A 15,629-nucleotide genomic window follows, 5' to 3' on the forward strand; every position below is an offset into this window, starting at 1 on the left:
CTGCGGCTATGACTTCACGTAGCGGGCCGGTGGCGATCACGTCAACGCTGGGGTTCGAGCACGTCCCGGCCGCCGAGGAAGGGCTGCAGCGCCTTGGGCACCCGCACCGACCCGTCGGGCTGCTGGTGATTTTCCAGGATCGGGATCAGCCAGCGCGTGGTGGCGAGCGTGCCGTTCAGCGTCGCCGCGGTCTGCGCCTTGCCGTCCGCGTCGCGGTAGCGGATGTTGAGCCGCCGCGCCTGGAACGTGGTGCAGTTCGACGTCGAGGTGATCTCGCGGTAGCGGCTCTGCGACGGCACCCACGCCTCGCAGTCGAACTTGCGGGCCGCGCTCGAGCCGAGATCACCGGCCGCCACGTCGATCACCCGGTAGGGCACCTCGACCTTGGCCAGCATCTCCTCCTCCATCGCGAGCAGGCGCTGGTGCTCGGCCTCGGCCTCCTCGGGCCGGCAGAACGAGAACATCTCCACCTTGTCGAACTGGTGCACCCGCAGAATGCCGCGCACGTCCTTGCCGTGCGAGCCGGCCTCCCGCCGATAACACGACGACCAGCCGGCAAAGCGCTCCGGCGTCTCGAGATCAAGAATCTCATTCGAGTGGTACGCCGCCAGCGGCACTTCCGAGGTGCCGACCAGATAGAGGTCGTCCGCCTCCAGCCGGTAGATCTCGCTCGCGTGCGAGCCGAGGAACCCGGTGCCCTCCATCGCCTCCGGCCGCACCAGCGACGGCGTGATCGACGGCGTGAACCCGTGCTCCACGGCCTGTTGGATGGCCATCTGCAACAGCCCGAGCTGCAGCAGCGCGCCCACCCCGGTGAGGAAGTAGAACCGCGATCCGGACACCTTCGCGCCGCGCTCGGTGTCGATCGCGCGCAGCGCCTCGCCGATCTCCAGGTGGTCCTTCGGCGCCGCGATCCGCGGGATGTCGCCGACCTCGCGCAACACCACGAAGTCGTCCTCGCCGCCCGGCGGCACGCCGTCGATCACCGCGTTGGACACCGCGAGATGCGCCCGGCGCAGTGCGTGGTCGGCCTCGGTCGCGGCCGCCTCGGCCGTCTTGACCTCGCCCGACAACTCCTTGGTACGCGCGAGAAGCGCCACCCGCTCGTCCCCGGAGGCCTTCGACACCTGCTTGCCCAGCGATTTCTGCTCGGACCGCACGGCCTCGAACCGCTGCGTGGCGGCCCGCCGCTCCTCGTCGGCGCGCAGCAGGTCGTCCACCGCCGAGGTGGACTCGCCGCGCAGCCGCTGGCTGGCACGGAACAGTTCCGGATCTTCGCGAAGCAGACGCAGGTCAATCACGATTGTCGAGCCTACCGGCGACGCATCCGGACCTTCACCTCGATATCGCTCAAGAGGTCTCGTCGCGCCGGGCCGCCTTGTCCAGATCCTCCGAACGCGACGTGAACGGCGTGGTCGGCGACACGGTCAGGTCGATCGGCGCGTCCGGCTGGTCCTCGTCGTCCACCACGTCGTCGCGCCCCGGGCGGCGCCACGACCACACCACCGGGCCGGGCGGCGGCTCGTCCGCCTCGACGTCGTCGGCGGTGGCCCGGGCGGGCGCCTCCGCCGGCTCGTGGCGGCCGGCCAGCCAGAGCGCCAGCAGCACGGCCAGCACCCCGAGGACGGCACACCAGATGCCCCGCCCGTACGTCAGGGTGATCTGATCCTCTTCGAGGTCGAAGGTGAAGATCGTGCTCACCGCGCGACTCGAGTCACCCAGCGCGGACCCGATCGCGGCCAGCAGGGCGAGCAGCACGCCGCACGCGGCCAGCCCGAGCAGCCGCACGTGGCGGCGCCCCGCGGCCGGCCCGAAGAGCACCAGCACCAGGGCCCCGGCCAGCACGAACAGCCCCGCGACAAAGCCGCCGCCGAGCGCGCCCAGCTCGGCGATCCCGGCCGCCAGCGGACGGTTGCCGCCGCGGCTCTCGCCGAACTGCGCGGCGTCCAGCACGGTGATCTGCCACTCCGAGACCAGCGACGCGAACAGCGCCACCGCCCCCACCGCACCGGTCACCGGCACGGTGCGGCGGTCCGCGCCCAGGCCACGCACCAGCTCGGTCAGGCTCGGCCGGCCACGCGAGGGCCGGTCCGGCGCCGGTGGCTCGGGGCCGAACTCGATGACCGCCTCCACGGGCGCATCTTCCGCGGCGGCGGGCGGGGTCTCGCGCGACATGAGTCCCATCATGACCGCCCCCCGGTCCACCGGCCAGCGACGCCGTCATGGGCTAGCGTCTGTGACATGCCAATTCGCACTGCTACCGCCCGCTGGGAAGGCAACCTGACCGAGGGGTCGGGCACCGTCAAGACCGGCAAGGGTGGCCTTCAAGGGAACTACTCGTTCAAGTCGCGCTTCGAGGAGGGCGAGGGCACCAACCCCGAGGAGCTCATCGCCGCCGCGCACTCCGGCTGCTTCTCGATGGCGTTCTCCAAGGGCCTGGCCGACGCCGGCTTCACGCCGGACTCGGTGGAGACCACCGCCAAGGTGCACCTCGACAAGACCGACGGCGGCTTCGGCGTGACCCGGATCGACCTCGAGACGGTCGGAAACGTGCCCGGCATCGACGACGGCACCTTCCAGAAGATCGCTCAGGGCGCCAAGGAGAACTGCCCGATCTCGCGGCTGCTCTCGCCCGGCGCCGAGATCAGCCTGTCCGCCAAGCTGGCCTGACCAACCCGCCCGTCACAGCCGCCGGCCCCACACCAGGGGGCCGGCGGAGCACAATGGTGTCGTGCCGGTGCAGATGAGCCGTGAGAAATTCGAGGAACTGGTCGGCGAAGCGCTCGACGAGGTCCCCGTCGAGCTGCTCAGCCTGATGAACAACGTGGTGGTGCTGGTCGAGGATCAGCCACCCGACGGCAGCGACGACCTGCTGGGGCTCTACGAGGGATATGCGCTGACCGAGCGCGGCTGGGATTACGCCGGGGTGTTGCCCGACCGGATCACCATCTATCGCCTGCCGACCCTGAAAGTATGCGAGTCGGAAACGGACGTCATCGACGAGGTGGCGATCACCGTGGTCCACGAGATCGCGCATCACTTCGGCATCGACGACCATCGGCTGCACGAGCTCGGCTGGGGCTGAACGGGCGAGGTCAGCCCTTGTTCGAGGCCACTACGCTGAGCTTCCACTTATTCAGGAGGCACGTTCATGCGCAGCGAACTTTTCTCGGCGGAGAACCTCGAGAAGGAGGGCAACCAGCCGGGGCTCCGACTGCAGAACTCCAAGCTGCTCAAGGCCGAGCTGAACGGCGACTTCATGGCGCGCGTCGGCTCGATGGTGGCATATCAGGGGCAGGTGCAGTTCGAGGCGCTCGGCTCGGGCGGCATCGGCAAATTCCTCAAGCAGAAGCTGACCGGCGAGGGCGTCCCGCTGATGCGCATCAGCGGACGGGGCGACGTGTTCCTGGCGGAAAACGCCGCCGACATCCACATCATCGACCTCGAGCACGGCGACGCGCTGTCCATCAACGGCGCCAACGTGCTGGCCTTCGACTCGACGCTGCAATACGACATCAAGATGGTCCAGGGTGCGGGCATGATGTCCAACGCCGGCCTCTTCAACTGCGTGTTCAGCGGTTACGGCCGGATCGCGGTAACCACCAAGGGCACCCCGGTGGTGCTCAACGTCGATCAGCCGACCTATGTGGACCCGCAGGCGGCGATCTGCTGGTCGGCCAACCTGCAGACCGGTTACCACCGCGCCGAGCAGCTCGGCCTCGGCACCCTGCTGGGTCGCAGCACGGGCGAGCGCTTCACGATGAGCTTCGCGGGCCAGGGCTTCGTCGTGGTCCAGCCCTCCGAGGAGCCCCCGGGCGGCCTCGCCGGGGCAGCCGGCGGCCAGCAACAGTCCGGCGGCGTGATCGGCAATCTGTTCAGTTAAGAAGGCTTGGCGCGGCGCCTCAGCTCGGTGTGCCCGAGCGGAGGCGCTGCAGCCAGGCGGCGCTGTCGGCGAAGCTGGCGTCGGTGAGGCCCTGGGTGGTGGGCACCGGCTCGGCGGCCGCGGCCGTCGACCAGCGGTGGCGGGAGTAACTGCCGAGGAACCGCACGTCCGCGCAGATGCGGCGCAGGCCCTGCAGCGCCTCGCCCATCCGCGGCTCGGCGATGTGGCCCGTGCAGTCCAGGAAGAACACATAGGTGCCGAGCTGCTCGCCGGTCGGACGAGACTCGATGCGGCTCAGGTTGATGCCGCGCACGGCCAGCTCGGTGAGCACCGCCAGCAGCGCGCCCACCTGGTCGTGGCGGATCGAGACGGCCAGCGACGTGATGTCGTCGCCGGTCGGGGCGGCCGGCTCGGCCGGGCGGGTGAGCAGGGCAAACCTGGTCACCGCGTCGGCCCGGTCGGCGATCTTGTCGGCCAGCACGGTCAGGTTGTTGCGCGGGACGCCGATCGGCGCGCAGATCGCGGCGTCGTGCTCGCCGGCCGCCGCGCTGATCGCGGCCGCCGCATTGGAGAGCACGTCGACCACCGTGGCGTCCGGCATGTTGGCCAGCAGCCAGTTGCGGCACTGGGCGGATGCCTGCGGGTGCGCGGCAACGGTGCCGATCTGAGCCAGCGGGATCAGCCGGGACGCGGCGAGCTGGAACTCGACCGGGATGACCACCTCGCGGGTGATCATCAGCGGGCTGCCGGTGGCGAGCTCGTCGAGGGTGACCGGGACGGCGCCGCCCACCGAATTCTCCAGCGGCACCAGGGCGGCGTCCGCGGCGCCCGAGCGGACCGCCTCCAGCGCCTCGGGGACGCTGCGGGCCGGCGTGCGCAGACCGTGCTCGGCCGCGGAGATGGTGCGCAGCGCCTGCTCGGTGAACGTGCCCTCGGGCCCGAGATAGACGAAATGCGTTGGTGGTGTGCCCGGCATGCCGTCAGCCTCTCACGAGCCGCAGGCGCGCACTCGGATGCCCGGTGGGGCGTCGTCCTCCACCTTGTCGGTGCAGACGTCGGCGCCCGCCTCGAGCAGCCGCAGTGAGCTGGGCCGACCGGTCGTGATCACCAGCAGCGGATCGACCGAGTCGTCGTCCTGGCCGACGATCCCGAGGATGGCGAACTGCCAGGTGCTCGCGCAGTAGGGCCCGAGACGCACCTCCAGCGCGTCGGCCGGGATGCCGGGCTTGCCCTTCACCACGTCGAGCACCTGCTGCTTGCTGGGCCCGCTGGTGCAGACCGGCGCGGGCGGCGGCGGAGTGGGCGAGGGCGAGGTCGTGGTGGGCACCACCGGGATGGTGGGCAGCGGGAAGGCCGGCGTCGTCGGGGGCAGCGTGCCGGCCGGAAATGAGCTCCCCAGCGGCGGGACGGGCCCGGACCCGGACGGCAGGCCGGGGCTGCCGACCGGCTCGGGCGGCGCGGTGGGCAGCGGCTCGGGCGGGGCGCCGCAACCGGCGATCAAGGCCACCAGGGCGATGGCCGCCAGGAGGGGCACAGCGGAGCGCGACACGCGCCCATCGTAGGCCGCGAAGGTTGTCGATTGAATCGAGAGAGATCAGCCTGTGATGCGATGGCCGGCCTTCGTCAGCGTGTCGACCGCCTCGCTCAACCGCACCGTGGGCACGAGCAGGTAATCCGTGTCGTACGTCGAGAAGGTGACGATGTTGACCCTGGCCTCGGCGAGCGGGCCGACGAGCGAGGCGAGCACCCCGGTCAGCGCCAGATCGAGCGGGCCGACCACGCGCAGGCAGCGCCACGGGGTCTCGGCCGTGGCGCCCTCGGGCACCCGGTCGGTCGGGCAGATGATCGACATCTCGTCGGGCGCCCAGGTCACCGAGACCACACTCTTGTCGTCCGGACTGCCGCTCAGCGAGGCCGGCAACGCGGACCCGGCGGGCAGCCGACAGACCGCGTACTCCTCGGGCAGCAGATCAAGATCGAGCATGACTCAGACCCTAGGCGGCGGGATGGGTCGAGTGCTAATCGGCCGTTAAGCCAGGTCAGTATCGGACCGGCGAGAAGAATGTCAGGGAAGCGACCACCTGGCCCCCATCCACCAGCGGGGTCGCGATCGCGTCGACCGTCAGATGCCCGTCCACGCCCTTGGTCTGCACCCGCATCAGTCCGCGGGCCAGACGCTCGCTGCGGATGGCGAGCAGCGGCGGGATCTTCTCCACCTCGGGCTCGTCGAGCTCACCACCGCCGGCGGTGAAATCGATCAGCCGCAGCACGTTGCCCAGCAGGGGCTGGCCGACCGCGTCCGCGGGGGTGCCCAGCCCGAGCAACTCGCCACACGAGGGGGACAGCGCGCGGATCGTGGTGGCCAGATCGATGACCAGGCACGGCTCCACCGCGCCGGCCACGGTCGACGCCCACCGATCGACGTTGCCGACGAACTCGGACTCGGCCGGCGTCCGTGCCTGCGGCACGAACGCTCCCGACAACGAGAGCTCGACGTGCGCCACCCGCACCTCCCTCATCTGCCCGCCCGCGACCCGAGCCGGGGTTTCGCCCCGGCGCGATGTCGCGACCGCAGCCCTTCGGCTACGAACGGTACTCGGAGAGGAACGTTACCGGCGGGCCGAGCGCTTGTCAGCGGCCGTTTGTCCGTCGGGGTACCACCGGTAGTTGCCCGCCGGACGATAGGGCGCGTTCGCCCAGGTCGCCGGATGCTCGGCCACCGCACGAAGCTTGCCGGCCGTGGCCGGGGAGATGCGCGCGCCACCGGCGATGAGCAGCCGGTCGAGCTCTCGGTGGGTGGCCACCAGACAGTCCTTGGGCAGGCCGTGCACGCTGATCACACCGGAGCCGACGAACGCCAGCACGGGGGTGACCGGCACGGTCAGGCCCACGGCGGCGGACATCGCCCGGCCGGCGCGCTTGGCGTCCCGGCGAGCTTCGGCGACGAATGCGGGCCGCCGCCCGTTGATCTGCACCACGTCACCGGCGATCAGCACGCGGGCGCGGCCGTGATCGGCAACGGTCACCGCATAGACACCGCCCGGGCCGATGGCCAGGAAGCCGGCGCGCTCGTCGGCGGGGTCGGGTTCGTGGTAGCTCTGCGCGAAGTCGGTGCGCGGCCAGTCCACGATGTGCCACGCCGGCCCGAGTCGATCGAGACGGGTCAGCGCACGAGCACCGGCGGCCTCGAGACGACGTGCGTCCCGCTCGGCGCGTCGGCGGCGAGCCCACTCGACGGGGCTGGTGCGCGGCGGCTCGAGCGGTGCTGGGGGAGCGGGCCTGCGACGATCGACCGGCGCGAGCGCCTTCGAGGGCTGTGTCACAGGCAGGGCGGGGCGTGCGGGGAAGACAGTCATTGCGACCTCCGGCAAAAGGTCTTCGGCTCTCTTTCGACTACCGTATGTGTCGGACCCCATACGGAAGAACCCCCAGAGCCGTGAGAAAAGGGGAGTGAAGGGGGATGAATGCCACATTCACGCTCGGCCTCTTTATGCGGATGGTGCATACGTCCCTTGATCCCCCCAAGGCTCGGACAGGTGACCAGCCCAAGTTAGCGTGACCTTATCTCGGATGCACTATGCGCAGGTGATCTCCGCGGAAAGTCACAGTAGGCTCAGGCCGTGGCGCACTACGTCGACAGTGAGGTCAGCCGTCTCAGCACGGTCATGCTGCACCGACCGGGTCCTGAGCTGGCCAGACTGACACCACGCAACAACGACTCGCTGCTCTTCGACGGCATCCCCTGGGTGGGCCGGGCGCAGGAGGAGCACGACGCGTTCGCGGCCGCGCTGACCGAGCGGGGCGTCGAGGTGCTCTATCTCGGACAGCTGCTGGCCGAGGCGCTGGAGGTCGAACAGGCCCGGCACGAGTTGATCGCCAGCGTGCTGGACGATCGCCGGCTCGGTGACTCGCTGCGCGCGCGGGTGGGCGAATACCTGGCGGATCAGGACGCGCACCGGCTGGCCGACGTGCTGCGTGCGGGTCTCGCACACGAGGAGATGAAGCCCGGACCGGGCGGTCTGGTCTATCGCATGATGGACGATCTCGACTTCGTCATCGACCCATTGCCCAACCTGCTGTTCACCCGCGACTCCTCGGTCTGGGTGCGCGACCAGGTGGCGGTCACCAGCCTCGCGATGCCCGCCCGCGGCCGCGAGACCACGCTCACCCGGGCGATCTACCGCTACCACCCGCGGTTCGCCGGCACCACGCTGCTGTTCACGCCGGAGCTCGAGCACGTCGAGGGCGGTGACGTGCTGTTGCTGGCGCCGGGCGTACTCGCGGTGGGGGTCGGCGAGCGCACCACCCCGGCCGGCGCCGAGCGATTGGCCCGCCGCGTCTTCGCGGCCGGGCTGGCACACACCATCCTGGCCGTGCCGATCGCCCAGGAGCGCGCCACCATGCACCTGGACACGGTCTGCACGATGGTCGACGTGGACGCGGTGGTGATGTACCCGAACATCGCCGACACGCTGCAGGCCTGGACGGTGACCGCGGACGCGGAGGGTGAGCTGCGGGTGGTCGCGCCGCGGCCGTTCCTGGAGGCGGCCGCCGAGGCGATGGGCATCGACCGGCTGCGGGTCATCGACACCGGACTCGACCCGGTCACCGCCGAGCGCGAGCAGTGGGACGACGGCAACAACACGCTGGCCATCGCGCCGCGCCTGTGCGTGGCCTATGAGCGCAACGTCGAGACCAACGCGCAGCTCGAACGCGCCGGCATCGAGGTGGTCCGGATCAGCGGCTCAGAGTTGGGCTCGGGCCGCGGCGGCCCCCGCTGCATGAGCTGCCCCATCGAGCGGGCACCCCTCTGAACCCAACCCCCTTCTGAAGTACGAATCCTCTGAAGTCCCGCCCCGACGGCCGGCCAGGCGCGGGGAGACCTCCGCGCCCACCCGCCGGGCTGTCCCGCCCCGAAAGTAGTGGTAGCCCAGCCGTGCATCCGAGGCCCGGATGCACGGCTGGGCTACCAGTTTCTTGGGGTTAGAGGTCGTGGCCGATCACGTGGCTGACCACGAGCAGTGGGGTGTGTGGCTCGCCGTCGCCGGTGGCCTTGTCGGGGAAGTCGAAGACGCCCAGCTCCAGCTGCACCGGGTAGTCCGGCGCCTGGTCGATGCGCCGCACCTCGGCGCCGTCCACGGTGAAGATCAGCGAGCCTGGCCGCCAGTCCACGCCATAGGTGTGGAACTCCGCGATGTCGATCTCCAGCGGCAGCGCCGACCACTCCTCGGTCAGTTTCGGGTCGCGGAACTTGTGCAAGCCGATGCCGATGTCCGCGGACGATGGCGAGGCGGAGTCGCCGAAGGCCTCCATCACGCAGATCTCGCCGGACCGGTCCGGCTGGTCCTCGATGCCGGACATCCAGAACGCCACCATCGACCGCGGCGACACCTCGCCGCGCATCCGGATCTCGACGTGCCCGTAGAGCGGCGTGTAACCCCAGAGCGTCTCCTGCTCCTCGCGGACCTGCTGGTCGGGCAGGAACGGCTGGCCGCCGATCGTGCTGCCGACCGGACCGGAGAAATTCGCCGTCTGGACGCAGGAGACGCGCAGTGGCGTCGGGTGCACACCGGAGGCCCACAGGCCCTGCGACGGCGGGATGCTCAGCCGCAGCTCGCCGTCGCGCACCTGGTAGGTCGGCGTGGACGCCGCCCGGGAACTCCAGTGCGGCAGGTAGTGGGGCACCCAGACGGCCGGGTCCAGGTCGTCACCCTCGAACTGCTCGTCCAGCTTGGTCATGAGCAGAGAGGATAGGAGAAGAACCGGTTCAGCGCAGCGTGAGCTGGCGGCCGACGAGGCCCTGCTTGGCCCGTCGCGCGGCGCTGTCCAGCGGGCCGGTCTCGCCCAGGATGTCCGCGTAGCGCTTGGCGAAGTCGGCCAGCGGGGCCTCCCAGTCCGCCGCCTCCGGGTCGCGGGGCACGTCCCAGACCGGCACCAGCAGGCCGTGCGCGCGGAACATGCCGGCGAACTTGGTGCCGTCGCCGAGCAGCAGGTCGCCGCTCGCGGAGAGCCGGGCCAGCGCGTCCAGCGCGGCGTCCTCCGGGTCGGACAGCACCCAGCGGACGTGCGACTTCTCCGGCACCCGGCACCAATAGGCGGCGTGCGCCGCGCTCAGCCGCACGGTCGGGTAGATCGAGGCGTTGGCGCGCTCGAGGGAGCCCTTCACGTTCGGGTCCTCGGCCTGGTCGGCGTCCAGCCAGTATTCGAAGCCGTCGTGCATGGTGACCTCGAGCGGGCCGTCGACCAGGATGTCCTGCAGGCGCGGGCCCTCACCGGGCAGCGCCGGCACGGCCACCGTGTCGCCCGGCTCGGTGCGCAGCGCGCTCAGGACGGCGACCGCCAGGTCACGCGAGACGTCACCGGACTGCACGTGCCGCTGCAGGCCGATGAAGACCCGGCCGTCCTGGCGCGTCATCGCCGGCCAGGCCATCGGGAGCACCGTGGAGAGCGTGACCGGGCGGTCGCCGTACTCCTCGACGATCTCGGGTTTGAGGGTGAGCGGCGCGGAAGCGGCCGGGACCAGCTCGCGCAGCGCGACCCACTCCGGCTCGTCCACCAGGCCCTCGAACGGGCGCGCGACGAAGATGTCACGGACCTTCTGACGCTTGGGCGTGGTCTGCTGGCTCTTCCGACGCTTGCTCATGGCGAACCAGAGTAGGTCACACCGGTCAGGCTCGTGGGAGGCGCACCTCGGCGACCGTGCCGCCGCCCTCGCGCGGGCGCAGCGAGACCCAGCCGTGCTGCCGCTCGACGATCCGGCGCACCAGGTAGAGCCCCAGGCCGGCGCCCGGGTGCCGGCCGCGGTCGCCGCCCTCGCCCTGCCAGTAGCGCTCGAACGCCTTCTCCACGTGCTCGGGCTTGATGCCGACGCCGCGGTCGCCGATCTGGAAGGTCACCGTTTCCTCGTCGGAGGAGGCCCACAGCTCGATCGGGCTGGCCGGCGGCGCGTGCTTGTCGGCGTTCGTCGCCAGCTCGGTGAGGATGGTGGCCAGCGAGTCACGGTCGCCGAAGGTCTTCGGCAGCTCGGTCGGCAGCTCGGTCACCGCGATCCGGTCGCGCAGCGCGGCGGGCAGCTCCTCGACCGCCGACCGCAGCGCGTCCACCAGGTCGAACGGGCCGGCCGGGCTGCCGCCGACCTCGCCGTCCTCACTGGTCGCGGAGAGCAGCCGGTCGACCAGGCGAGCCAGCTCGGCGGCCCGCGCACCGATGATCCGCACGGCCTCCTGGCGGCCGTCCTCGCCCATCGACGCCCAGTGGTTGGTGAGCGTGTCCGCGTATCCCTTGATCACCGTGACCGGCGTGCGCAGCTCGTGGCTGGTCACCGCGACCCAGAGGTCGCGATCCTCCTGCCGGCGGCCGTCGCCGTGCACCGGCAGGCCGGCGCGGTAGCCATAGAGCCGGCCCACATAGGACGCGAGTAGCTCGAGCACGGCGTGGTGCTCGGGCCCGGGCTCGCCGTCGCCCTCGGCGAAATAGACGTGCAGGGAGCCGACGATCGTGTCGCCCGCCTCGCACCGGGCGCCCAGCATGCGGTGCAGGTCGCCGCCCTCGACGTGCCGGGCGAACTCGTCGTTCAGCTCGTTGAGCGGGATCAGCAGCGTGCGCCGCCCGGTCAGCCGGGTGTCGTCGCGCCGGACCCGCCGACCGAGGGCGCGCGCGCAGACGCCGCTCGCCGCGATCACCCGGCCGTGGTCGGTGTTGTATTCCGCGAAGCCGGCCCCGACGCCGCCGAGCGACTCCTGGGCCAGCCGGACGATCTGGTGCAGCACCGGCAGGCCCGCCTCGCCGGTGTTGATCCGGTCGAGCACCGCGATCTGACCCCGGGTCAGGGTGGCGTAATCGGGTCGCTCGGGCATGTCTGCGAGTCTGCCTCGCTTCCGCCGTTTTCGGCAGACCGCTTTCGGATGATCATGAGAAGAATGGCTCAACAGTGTCCGACGTCACACGCCTGTCGCGAACTGATCATTCTCGTACCTTGAGTCGTTCCAGAACGAAGGCCGGGCGGTCGGTGATGACGCCGTCCACCCCCTGGCGCACCACCAGGTCGAGATCCTGCTCGTCGTTCACCGTCCACACGTACACCTGATGGCCGGCCGCGTGCAGGGCCTCGACCAGGCCGGGCCGGGCGCGGACCAGGCCGGCGCGCGGGCCGGCGACGGCCGCCCCGAACGGCAACCGGCCACGGCGCACCAGCGGCGGCAGGATCTCCAGCAGATAGACCGTCGGGATGCGCGGCGCGAGGATGCGCAGCCGGCGCAGCGCCAGCGCGGCGAACGACATCACCGTCACCTGCAGCGGACCGTCGTCTCTCGGCTCGGTCAGCCCGTGCCTGCGCAACACGGAGACGAGTGTGCGCTCGACCTCCGCGCCGTAGCGTGACGGATGTTTGGTCTCGATGAGCAACCGGGTCGGCCGCCCGCTGTCACGCATCGCTCCCAGCAACCGGTCGAGCGTGAGCAGCTTCTTGAGCTCCGGCTCGGGGATCTCCTGCGCGCCCGGATGCCACGAACCGAAGTCCAGCGCGTCCAGCTCGGCGAGCGTCTTCGTGCTGACCCGGCCGCGCCCGTTGCTGGTGCGGTGGAGCTTGCGGTCGTGCACGCAGACCAGATGCCCGTCGCGGGTCATCCGCACGTCGGCCTCCAGGCCGTCCGCGCCGTCCTCGAGCGCCTTCAGATAGGCCGCGAGGGTGTGTTCCGGCCGGGCGTCCGCGCCACCACGATGGGCGAACACCAGCGGCCGGCCGCCGTTCACAAGACTCGTGGAGGCTGGCCGTCCTCGCTGACCACCGCACGTCCGGTGGCCGCCCAGGACTGCATGCCCCCATCCAGGTTGCGGATGTTGTCCCGGCCCTGACTCGTCAGGTAGGACACCACGCGGCCGGAGCGCCCGCCGGAACGGCAGACCACCACCACGTCGGTGTCGTCCGGGATCTCGGCCAGCCGGGCCGGCACGTCGTTCATCGGCAGGTGATGTGCGCCGGGCGCGTGGCCGGCCTGCCACTCGTCGTCCTCACGGACGTCGAGCAGGTAGGCGTCGTCGGGCACGTCGGGGGCGGTCACGCTGGGTACCTCGGGTCCGAACACGTCCATCAGCGTAGAAGGCTCACTTCTCCTTTGCGACGACCCCCGGGTTACTGATGATGAAGCTGCTGAGCTTGTCCTGGCGCACCGCGGCGAACATTTGCTTGCTGAGCGGCGCGATGGCCTCCCGGCCGTTGCCGTCGCCCGCGAAGGTGCCGTTGTTGGTGCGCAGCAGGACCAGGTCGTTGGCCGCCACGCCCTTGAGCGTGAAGATGAAGTCGGCCACCGGCACGCCGCCGGTGTCCAGCACGAACGCCTTGCCGGCCGCCTTGATCAGCGCGGCCACCTTGACCGGGTTGGTCAGCACGCCGCTGCTGCTGGCCTTCTTCGCCATCGCCTTGATCAGCTGCTGCTGGTGGCGCTGGCGGTCGTAGTCGCCGTTCTTCAGGCCGTAGCGCTGCCGGGCGTAGTCGAGCGCCTCCCAGCCCTCCATGTCCTTGCAGCCCACCTCGTGCCAGATGGTCTTCATCCGGCCGGACTTGCGGGCCTCGCCGAGCCACTCCGGCTTGCCGTCCACCATCGCCATGTGGTGCGACTTGACCCGCTGGTCGACGCACATGTTGACGCCGTCCAGGGCGTCGATCACGCTCTTGAACCCGTTGAAGTCGATGATCGCGGCGCCGTCGAAGCTGATCCCGGTGGTGTTCTTGAGCGTCTGCGCCATCAGCTGCGCGCCGCCCTCCCAGCCGCCGCCGTTCTGCGCGCCGTGGAAGAACGCCTCGGTCGCCTTGGCCGGCCCGCCCGCGAACTTGCTCTTCGCGAACGGCGGCACCATGACCGCGGTGTCCCGCGGGATCGATACCAGATAGGCCTGGTCGTGGCTGGCCGGGATGTGCAGCACGATGATCGTGTCGGCGTGCAGGTCGTCGACCGCCCAGCGCTTGCGCGCGTCCACGCCCATCAGCAGCAGGTCGATCGGGCCGTCCAGGCTGTTGCCGCCCTCGGCCTGGGTCTTCTTCGTGCCGCCGAGCAGGTCGGACGTGGTCACCGCGCCGGTCGCGCTGCTGATCAGCAGCTTGCTGCCGACGATGCCGGCGCCGCTGGCCATCATCAGCACGGCGCCGAAGATCAGCGTGATCTTCGCCCAGAGCGGGTCCTTCCGCTTTCGGGGCGGCGGAGGCACGGGCACGGCCGGAGGCGGCGACACGGTGCGTCGTGGGGCCTGTACGGCCATGCAGGACTCCAAGGCGGTCGGCGGCAGAGCGACGTAACTGTACGTTCAACATCGATCAAGCGAAACGTCTTCGCTGTTTCAGGTGCGTGACACGAGCAGTTAACGAACGAACGGGCCGGTGTTCACCACCGACCCGTCCGCCATGCCGCCATCCGCTCAGCCGCCTGCCGGGGTCGACGGCTTGGCCTCGTTGGCTGCCATCCACTCAGTCATCTTGTCGGCAGACATCGCCTCGTACAAAGCGAGTGCCTTCTCTCTGTCACTGACTACGACGCTTTGTCCGGCAATGGTCTCGCTGCCCTTGTTGGGGCTGGTGATGAAGGTGAGGTTCTCGCCGCGCAGGTTGCGGAACTGCACCGCCATGTCGGTCAGCGAGAAGCTGTTGTCGACGGTGACCGCCGCGGTGACCGCCTTCAGGAAGCTGTTCAGCTTTGCCGGGTTGGCCAGCGTGCCGCTGCTCGCCGCCTTGTCCATCAGCGCCTTCAGGAACTCCTGCTGGTGGCGCATCCGGTCGAAGTCGCCGCGCGGGAACTGCTTGCGCTGGCGGATCCAGTCGAGGGCCTGGGCGCCGTCCATGTGCATGGTGCCCTTCTCGAACTTCCGGAACGGCTTGTGGATCGAGGTGATCGGGTAGTCCACCTTCAGGTCCACGCCGCCGAGCGCGTCGGTGACCTCCTTGAAGCCGCCGAAGTCGATCGCCATCACGTTGTCGATGTGCACGTCGCTCATGCACTCGACGGTGCGGACCGCGCGGGGCAGACCACCGAACGCGAAGGAGGCATTGATCTTGGACCGGCTGCCCGAGTCGCACGGCGCGTCGTTCGCGGACGGGATGTTCACCCACAGGTCACGCGGGATCGAGACGAGCTGGGCGGATTTGTGGTCCTTCGGGATGTGCATCAGGATCAGCGTGTCCGCGCGCCACTCGTTCTGCCTGCCGTCGTCGTTGTCCGGGTCCCGCGAGTCGCTGCCGACCAGCAGGATGTTCAACGCGCCCTCGACCTCCTTGACCGGGCGGCCGTTGGTGATGTCGGAGAACGCGTCGGTGCGCTTGAGGTCCTTGTCGAGACCCGAGGCGTAGCCGTAGAGCGAGATGCCTGCGATCAGGCCGCCGACGATCAGGACGGCCCCGACCACCATGGCGATCCGGCCCCAGCGCGGCTTGCGCCGGCCCTTGTACGGCTTGCCGGGCCCGCGGCCGGGATCACGGGGCGGAGGACCACCCGGACCGATCGGGGCCGAGCCACGCGGCGGCCAGTCATCGTTGCCCGCCTGCCCACGGCGGTAGTCGCTGGGCACACCGGCGCGACCCGCCGGACGGTTTTGGGCCTCTCCACTCCCGCCGGAGCCGGGCACCGAGGCCCGGCCGGAGGAGGACCGGCCGTACGAAGACGTGGGCGCTGACATGTTCCCAGGTTACGTACCAGGGACCCGGCAAAGCTCGCACCGACACCGGCTAGGCACGAAGGGAGGAGACAATTACCGTCCGCGG

Annotated in this window: 18 protein-coding genes; 4 read left to right on the forward strand and 14 right to left on the reverse strand. The window is 70.3% G+C overall.

The genetic code is table 11. From position 1 onward, the window contains the following. Nucleotides 1-41 precede the first annotated feature (41 nt). Both serS and ACZ6TI_RS05635 read right to left on the reverse strand, forming a co-directional pair. Entirely contained in the window at nt 42-1,301 is a 1,260-nt protein-coding gene (gene serS, locus ACZ6TI_RS05630; protein ID WP_465343799.1) for a serine--tRNA ligase, read from the reverse strand. A 49-nt stretch (nt 1,302-1,350) separates the two neighbouring features. Further along, complete coding sequence (locus ACZ6TI_RS05635) at nt 1,351-2,175, reverse strand: MnhB domain-containing protein (protein ID WP_465343800.1); 825 nt, start codon at nt 2,173-2,175, stop codon at nt 1,351-1,353. Between the two features lie 66 nt (nt 2,176-2,241). Between ACZ6TI_RS05635 and ACZ6TI_RS05640 the strand changes: the two genes are divergently transcribed. From ACZ6TI_RS05640 to ACZ6TI_RS05650, 3 genes are all read left to right on the forward strand, one after another. Beyond that, on the forward strand, nt 2,242-2,670 hold the full coding sequence (locus tag ACZ6TI_RS05640; protein WP_465343801.1) for an OsmC family protein: 429 nt from the start codon (nt 2,242-2,244) through the stop codon (nt 2,668-2,670). Nucleotides 2,671-2,743: 73 nt separating this feature from the next. Then, nucleotides 2,744-3,085 carry a metallopeptidase family protein gene (locus ACZ6TI_RS05645; RefSeq protein WP_465344292.1) on the forward strand — a complete coding sequence of 114 codons (342 nt, stop codon included), beginning with the start codon at nt 2,744-2,746 and terminating at the stop codon, nt 3,083-3,085. A 66-nt stretch (nt 3,086-3,151) separates the two neighbouring features. Further along, the gene (locus ACZ6TI_RS05650) at nt 3,152-3,883 is read left to right on the forward strand and encodes an AIM24 family protein (RefSeq protein ID WP_465343802.1); all 732 of its coding nucleotides are present in this window, start codon (nt 3,152-3,154) and stop codon (nt 3,881-3,883) included. Nucleotides 3,884-3,902: 19 nt separating this feature from the next. Here the strand turns inward: ACZ6TI_RS05650 and pheA are convergent, their stop codons facing one another. The 5 genes from pheA to ACZ6TI_RS05675 form a co-directional block, all read right to left on the reverse strand. Beyond that, on the reverse strand, nt 3,903-4,859 hold the full coding sequence (gene pheA / locus ACZ6TI_RS05655; protein ID WP_465343803.1) for a prephenate dehydratase: 957 nt from the start codon (nt 4,857-4,859) through the stop codon (nt 3,903-3,905). 12 nt (nt 4,860-4,871) lie between these two features. Beyond that, nucleotides 4,872-5,432: a hypothetical protein gene (locus ACZ6TI_RS05660; protein WP_465343804.1), complete on the reverse strand. Its 561-nt coding sequence runs from the start codon at nt 5,430-5,432 to the stop codon at nt 4,872-4,874. Between the two features lie 45 nt (nt 5,433-5,477). Further along, nucleotides 5,478-5,867, reverse strand: a complete 390-nt coding sequence (locus ACZ6TI_RS05665) for an ACT domain-containing protein (protein WP_465343805.1) — start codon at nt 5,865-5,867, stop codon at nt 5,478-5,480. 55 nt (nt 5,868-5,922) lie between these two features. Then, complete coding sequence (locus ACZ6TI_RS05670; RefSeq protein ID WP_465343806.1) at nt 5,923-6,387, reverse strand: hypothetical protein; 465 nt, start codon at nt 6,385-6,387, stop codon at nt 5,923-5,925. Nucleotides 6,388-6,492: 105 nt separating this feature from the next. After that, a complete protein-coding gene (locus ACZ6TI_RS05675; protein WP_465343807.1) occupies nt 6,493-7,239 on the reverse strand; it encodes a hypothetical protein in 747 nt (248 codons plus the stop codon). Nucleotides 7,240-7,503: 264 nt separating this feature from the next. Between ACZ6TI_RS05675 and ACZ6TI_RS05680 the strand changes: the two genes are divergently transcribed. Beyond that, nucleotides 7,504-8,697, forward strand: a complete 1,194-nt coding sequence (locus tag ACZ6TI_RS05680; protein ID WP_465343808.1) for an arginine deiminase — start codon at nt 7,504-7,506, stop codon at nt 8,695-8,697. A gap of 169 nt (nt 8,698-8,866) precedes the next feature. Here ACZ6TI_RS05680 and ACZ6TI_RS05685 read toward each other — a convergent pair whose 3' ends face one another. The 7 genes from ACZ6TI_RS05685 to ACZ6TI_RS05715 all read right to left on the reverse strand — a co-directional run bounded on the left by ACZ6TI_RS05685 (nt 8,867) and on the right by ACZ6TI_RS05715 (nt 15,544). Next, nucleotides 8,867-9,622: a glycoside hydrolase family 16 protein gene (locus ACZ6TI_RS05685; RefSeq protein WP_465343809.1), complete on the reverse strand. Its 756-nt coding sequence runs from the start codon at nt 9,620-9,622 to the stop codon at nt 8,867-8,869. Nucleotides 9,623-9,650: 28 nt separating this feature from the next. Next, entirely contained in the window at nt 9,651-10,526 is an 876-nt protein-coding gene (locus tag ACZ6TI_RS05690) for a DUF5926 family protein (RefSeq protein WP_465343810.1), read from the reverse strand. A gap of 25 nt (nt 10,527-10,551) precedes the next feature. After that, entirely contained in the window at nt 10,552-11,739 is a 1,188-nt protein-coding gene (locus ACZ6TI_RS05695) for a sensor histidine kinase (protein WP_465343811.1), read from the reverse strand. A gap of 106 nt (nt 11,740-11,845) precedes the next feature. Further along, on the reverse strand, nt 11,846-12,634 hold the full coding sequence (locus ACZ6TI_RS05700) for a glycerophosphodiester phosphodiesterase (RefSeq protein ID WP_465343812.1): 789 nt from the start codon (nt 12,632-12,634) through the stop codon (nt 11,846-11,848). Then, nucleotides 12,631-12,966, reverse strand: coding sequence for a rhodanese-like domain-containing protein (locus ACZ6TI_RS05705; protein ID WP_465343813.1), 336 nt, complete (start codon nt 12,964-12,966; stop codon nt 12,631-12,633). The genes ACZ6TI_RS05700 and ACZ6TI_RS05705 overlap by 4 nt, the downstream gene beginning before the upstream one ends. A gap of 19 nt (nt 12,967-12,985) precedes the next feature. Then, nucleotides 12,986-14,137 (reverse strand): LCP family protein, encoded by a 1,152-nt coding sequence (locus tag ACZ6TI_RS05710; RefSeq protein ID WP_465343814.1) that lies wholly within the window; start codon nt 14,135-14,137, stop codon nt 12,986-12,988. A 156-nt stretch (nt 14,138-14,293) separates the two neighbouring features. Beyond that, complete coding sequence (locus tag ACZ6TI_RS05715; RefSeq protein WP_465343815.1) at nt 14,294-15,544, reverse strand: LCP family protein; 1,251 nt, start codon at nt 15,542-15,544, stop codon at nt 14,294-14,296. Between the last annotated feature and the right edge of the window lie 85 nt (nt 15,545-15,629).

It is taken from the genome of Actinoplanes sp. NPDC051388 (genome assembly GCF_055586225.1).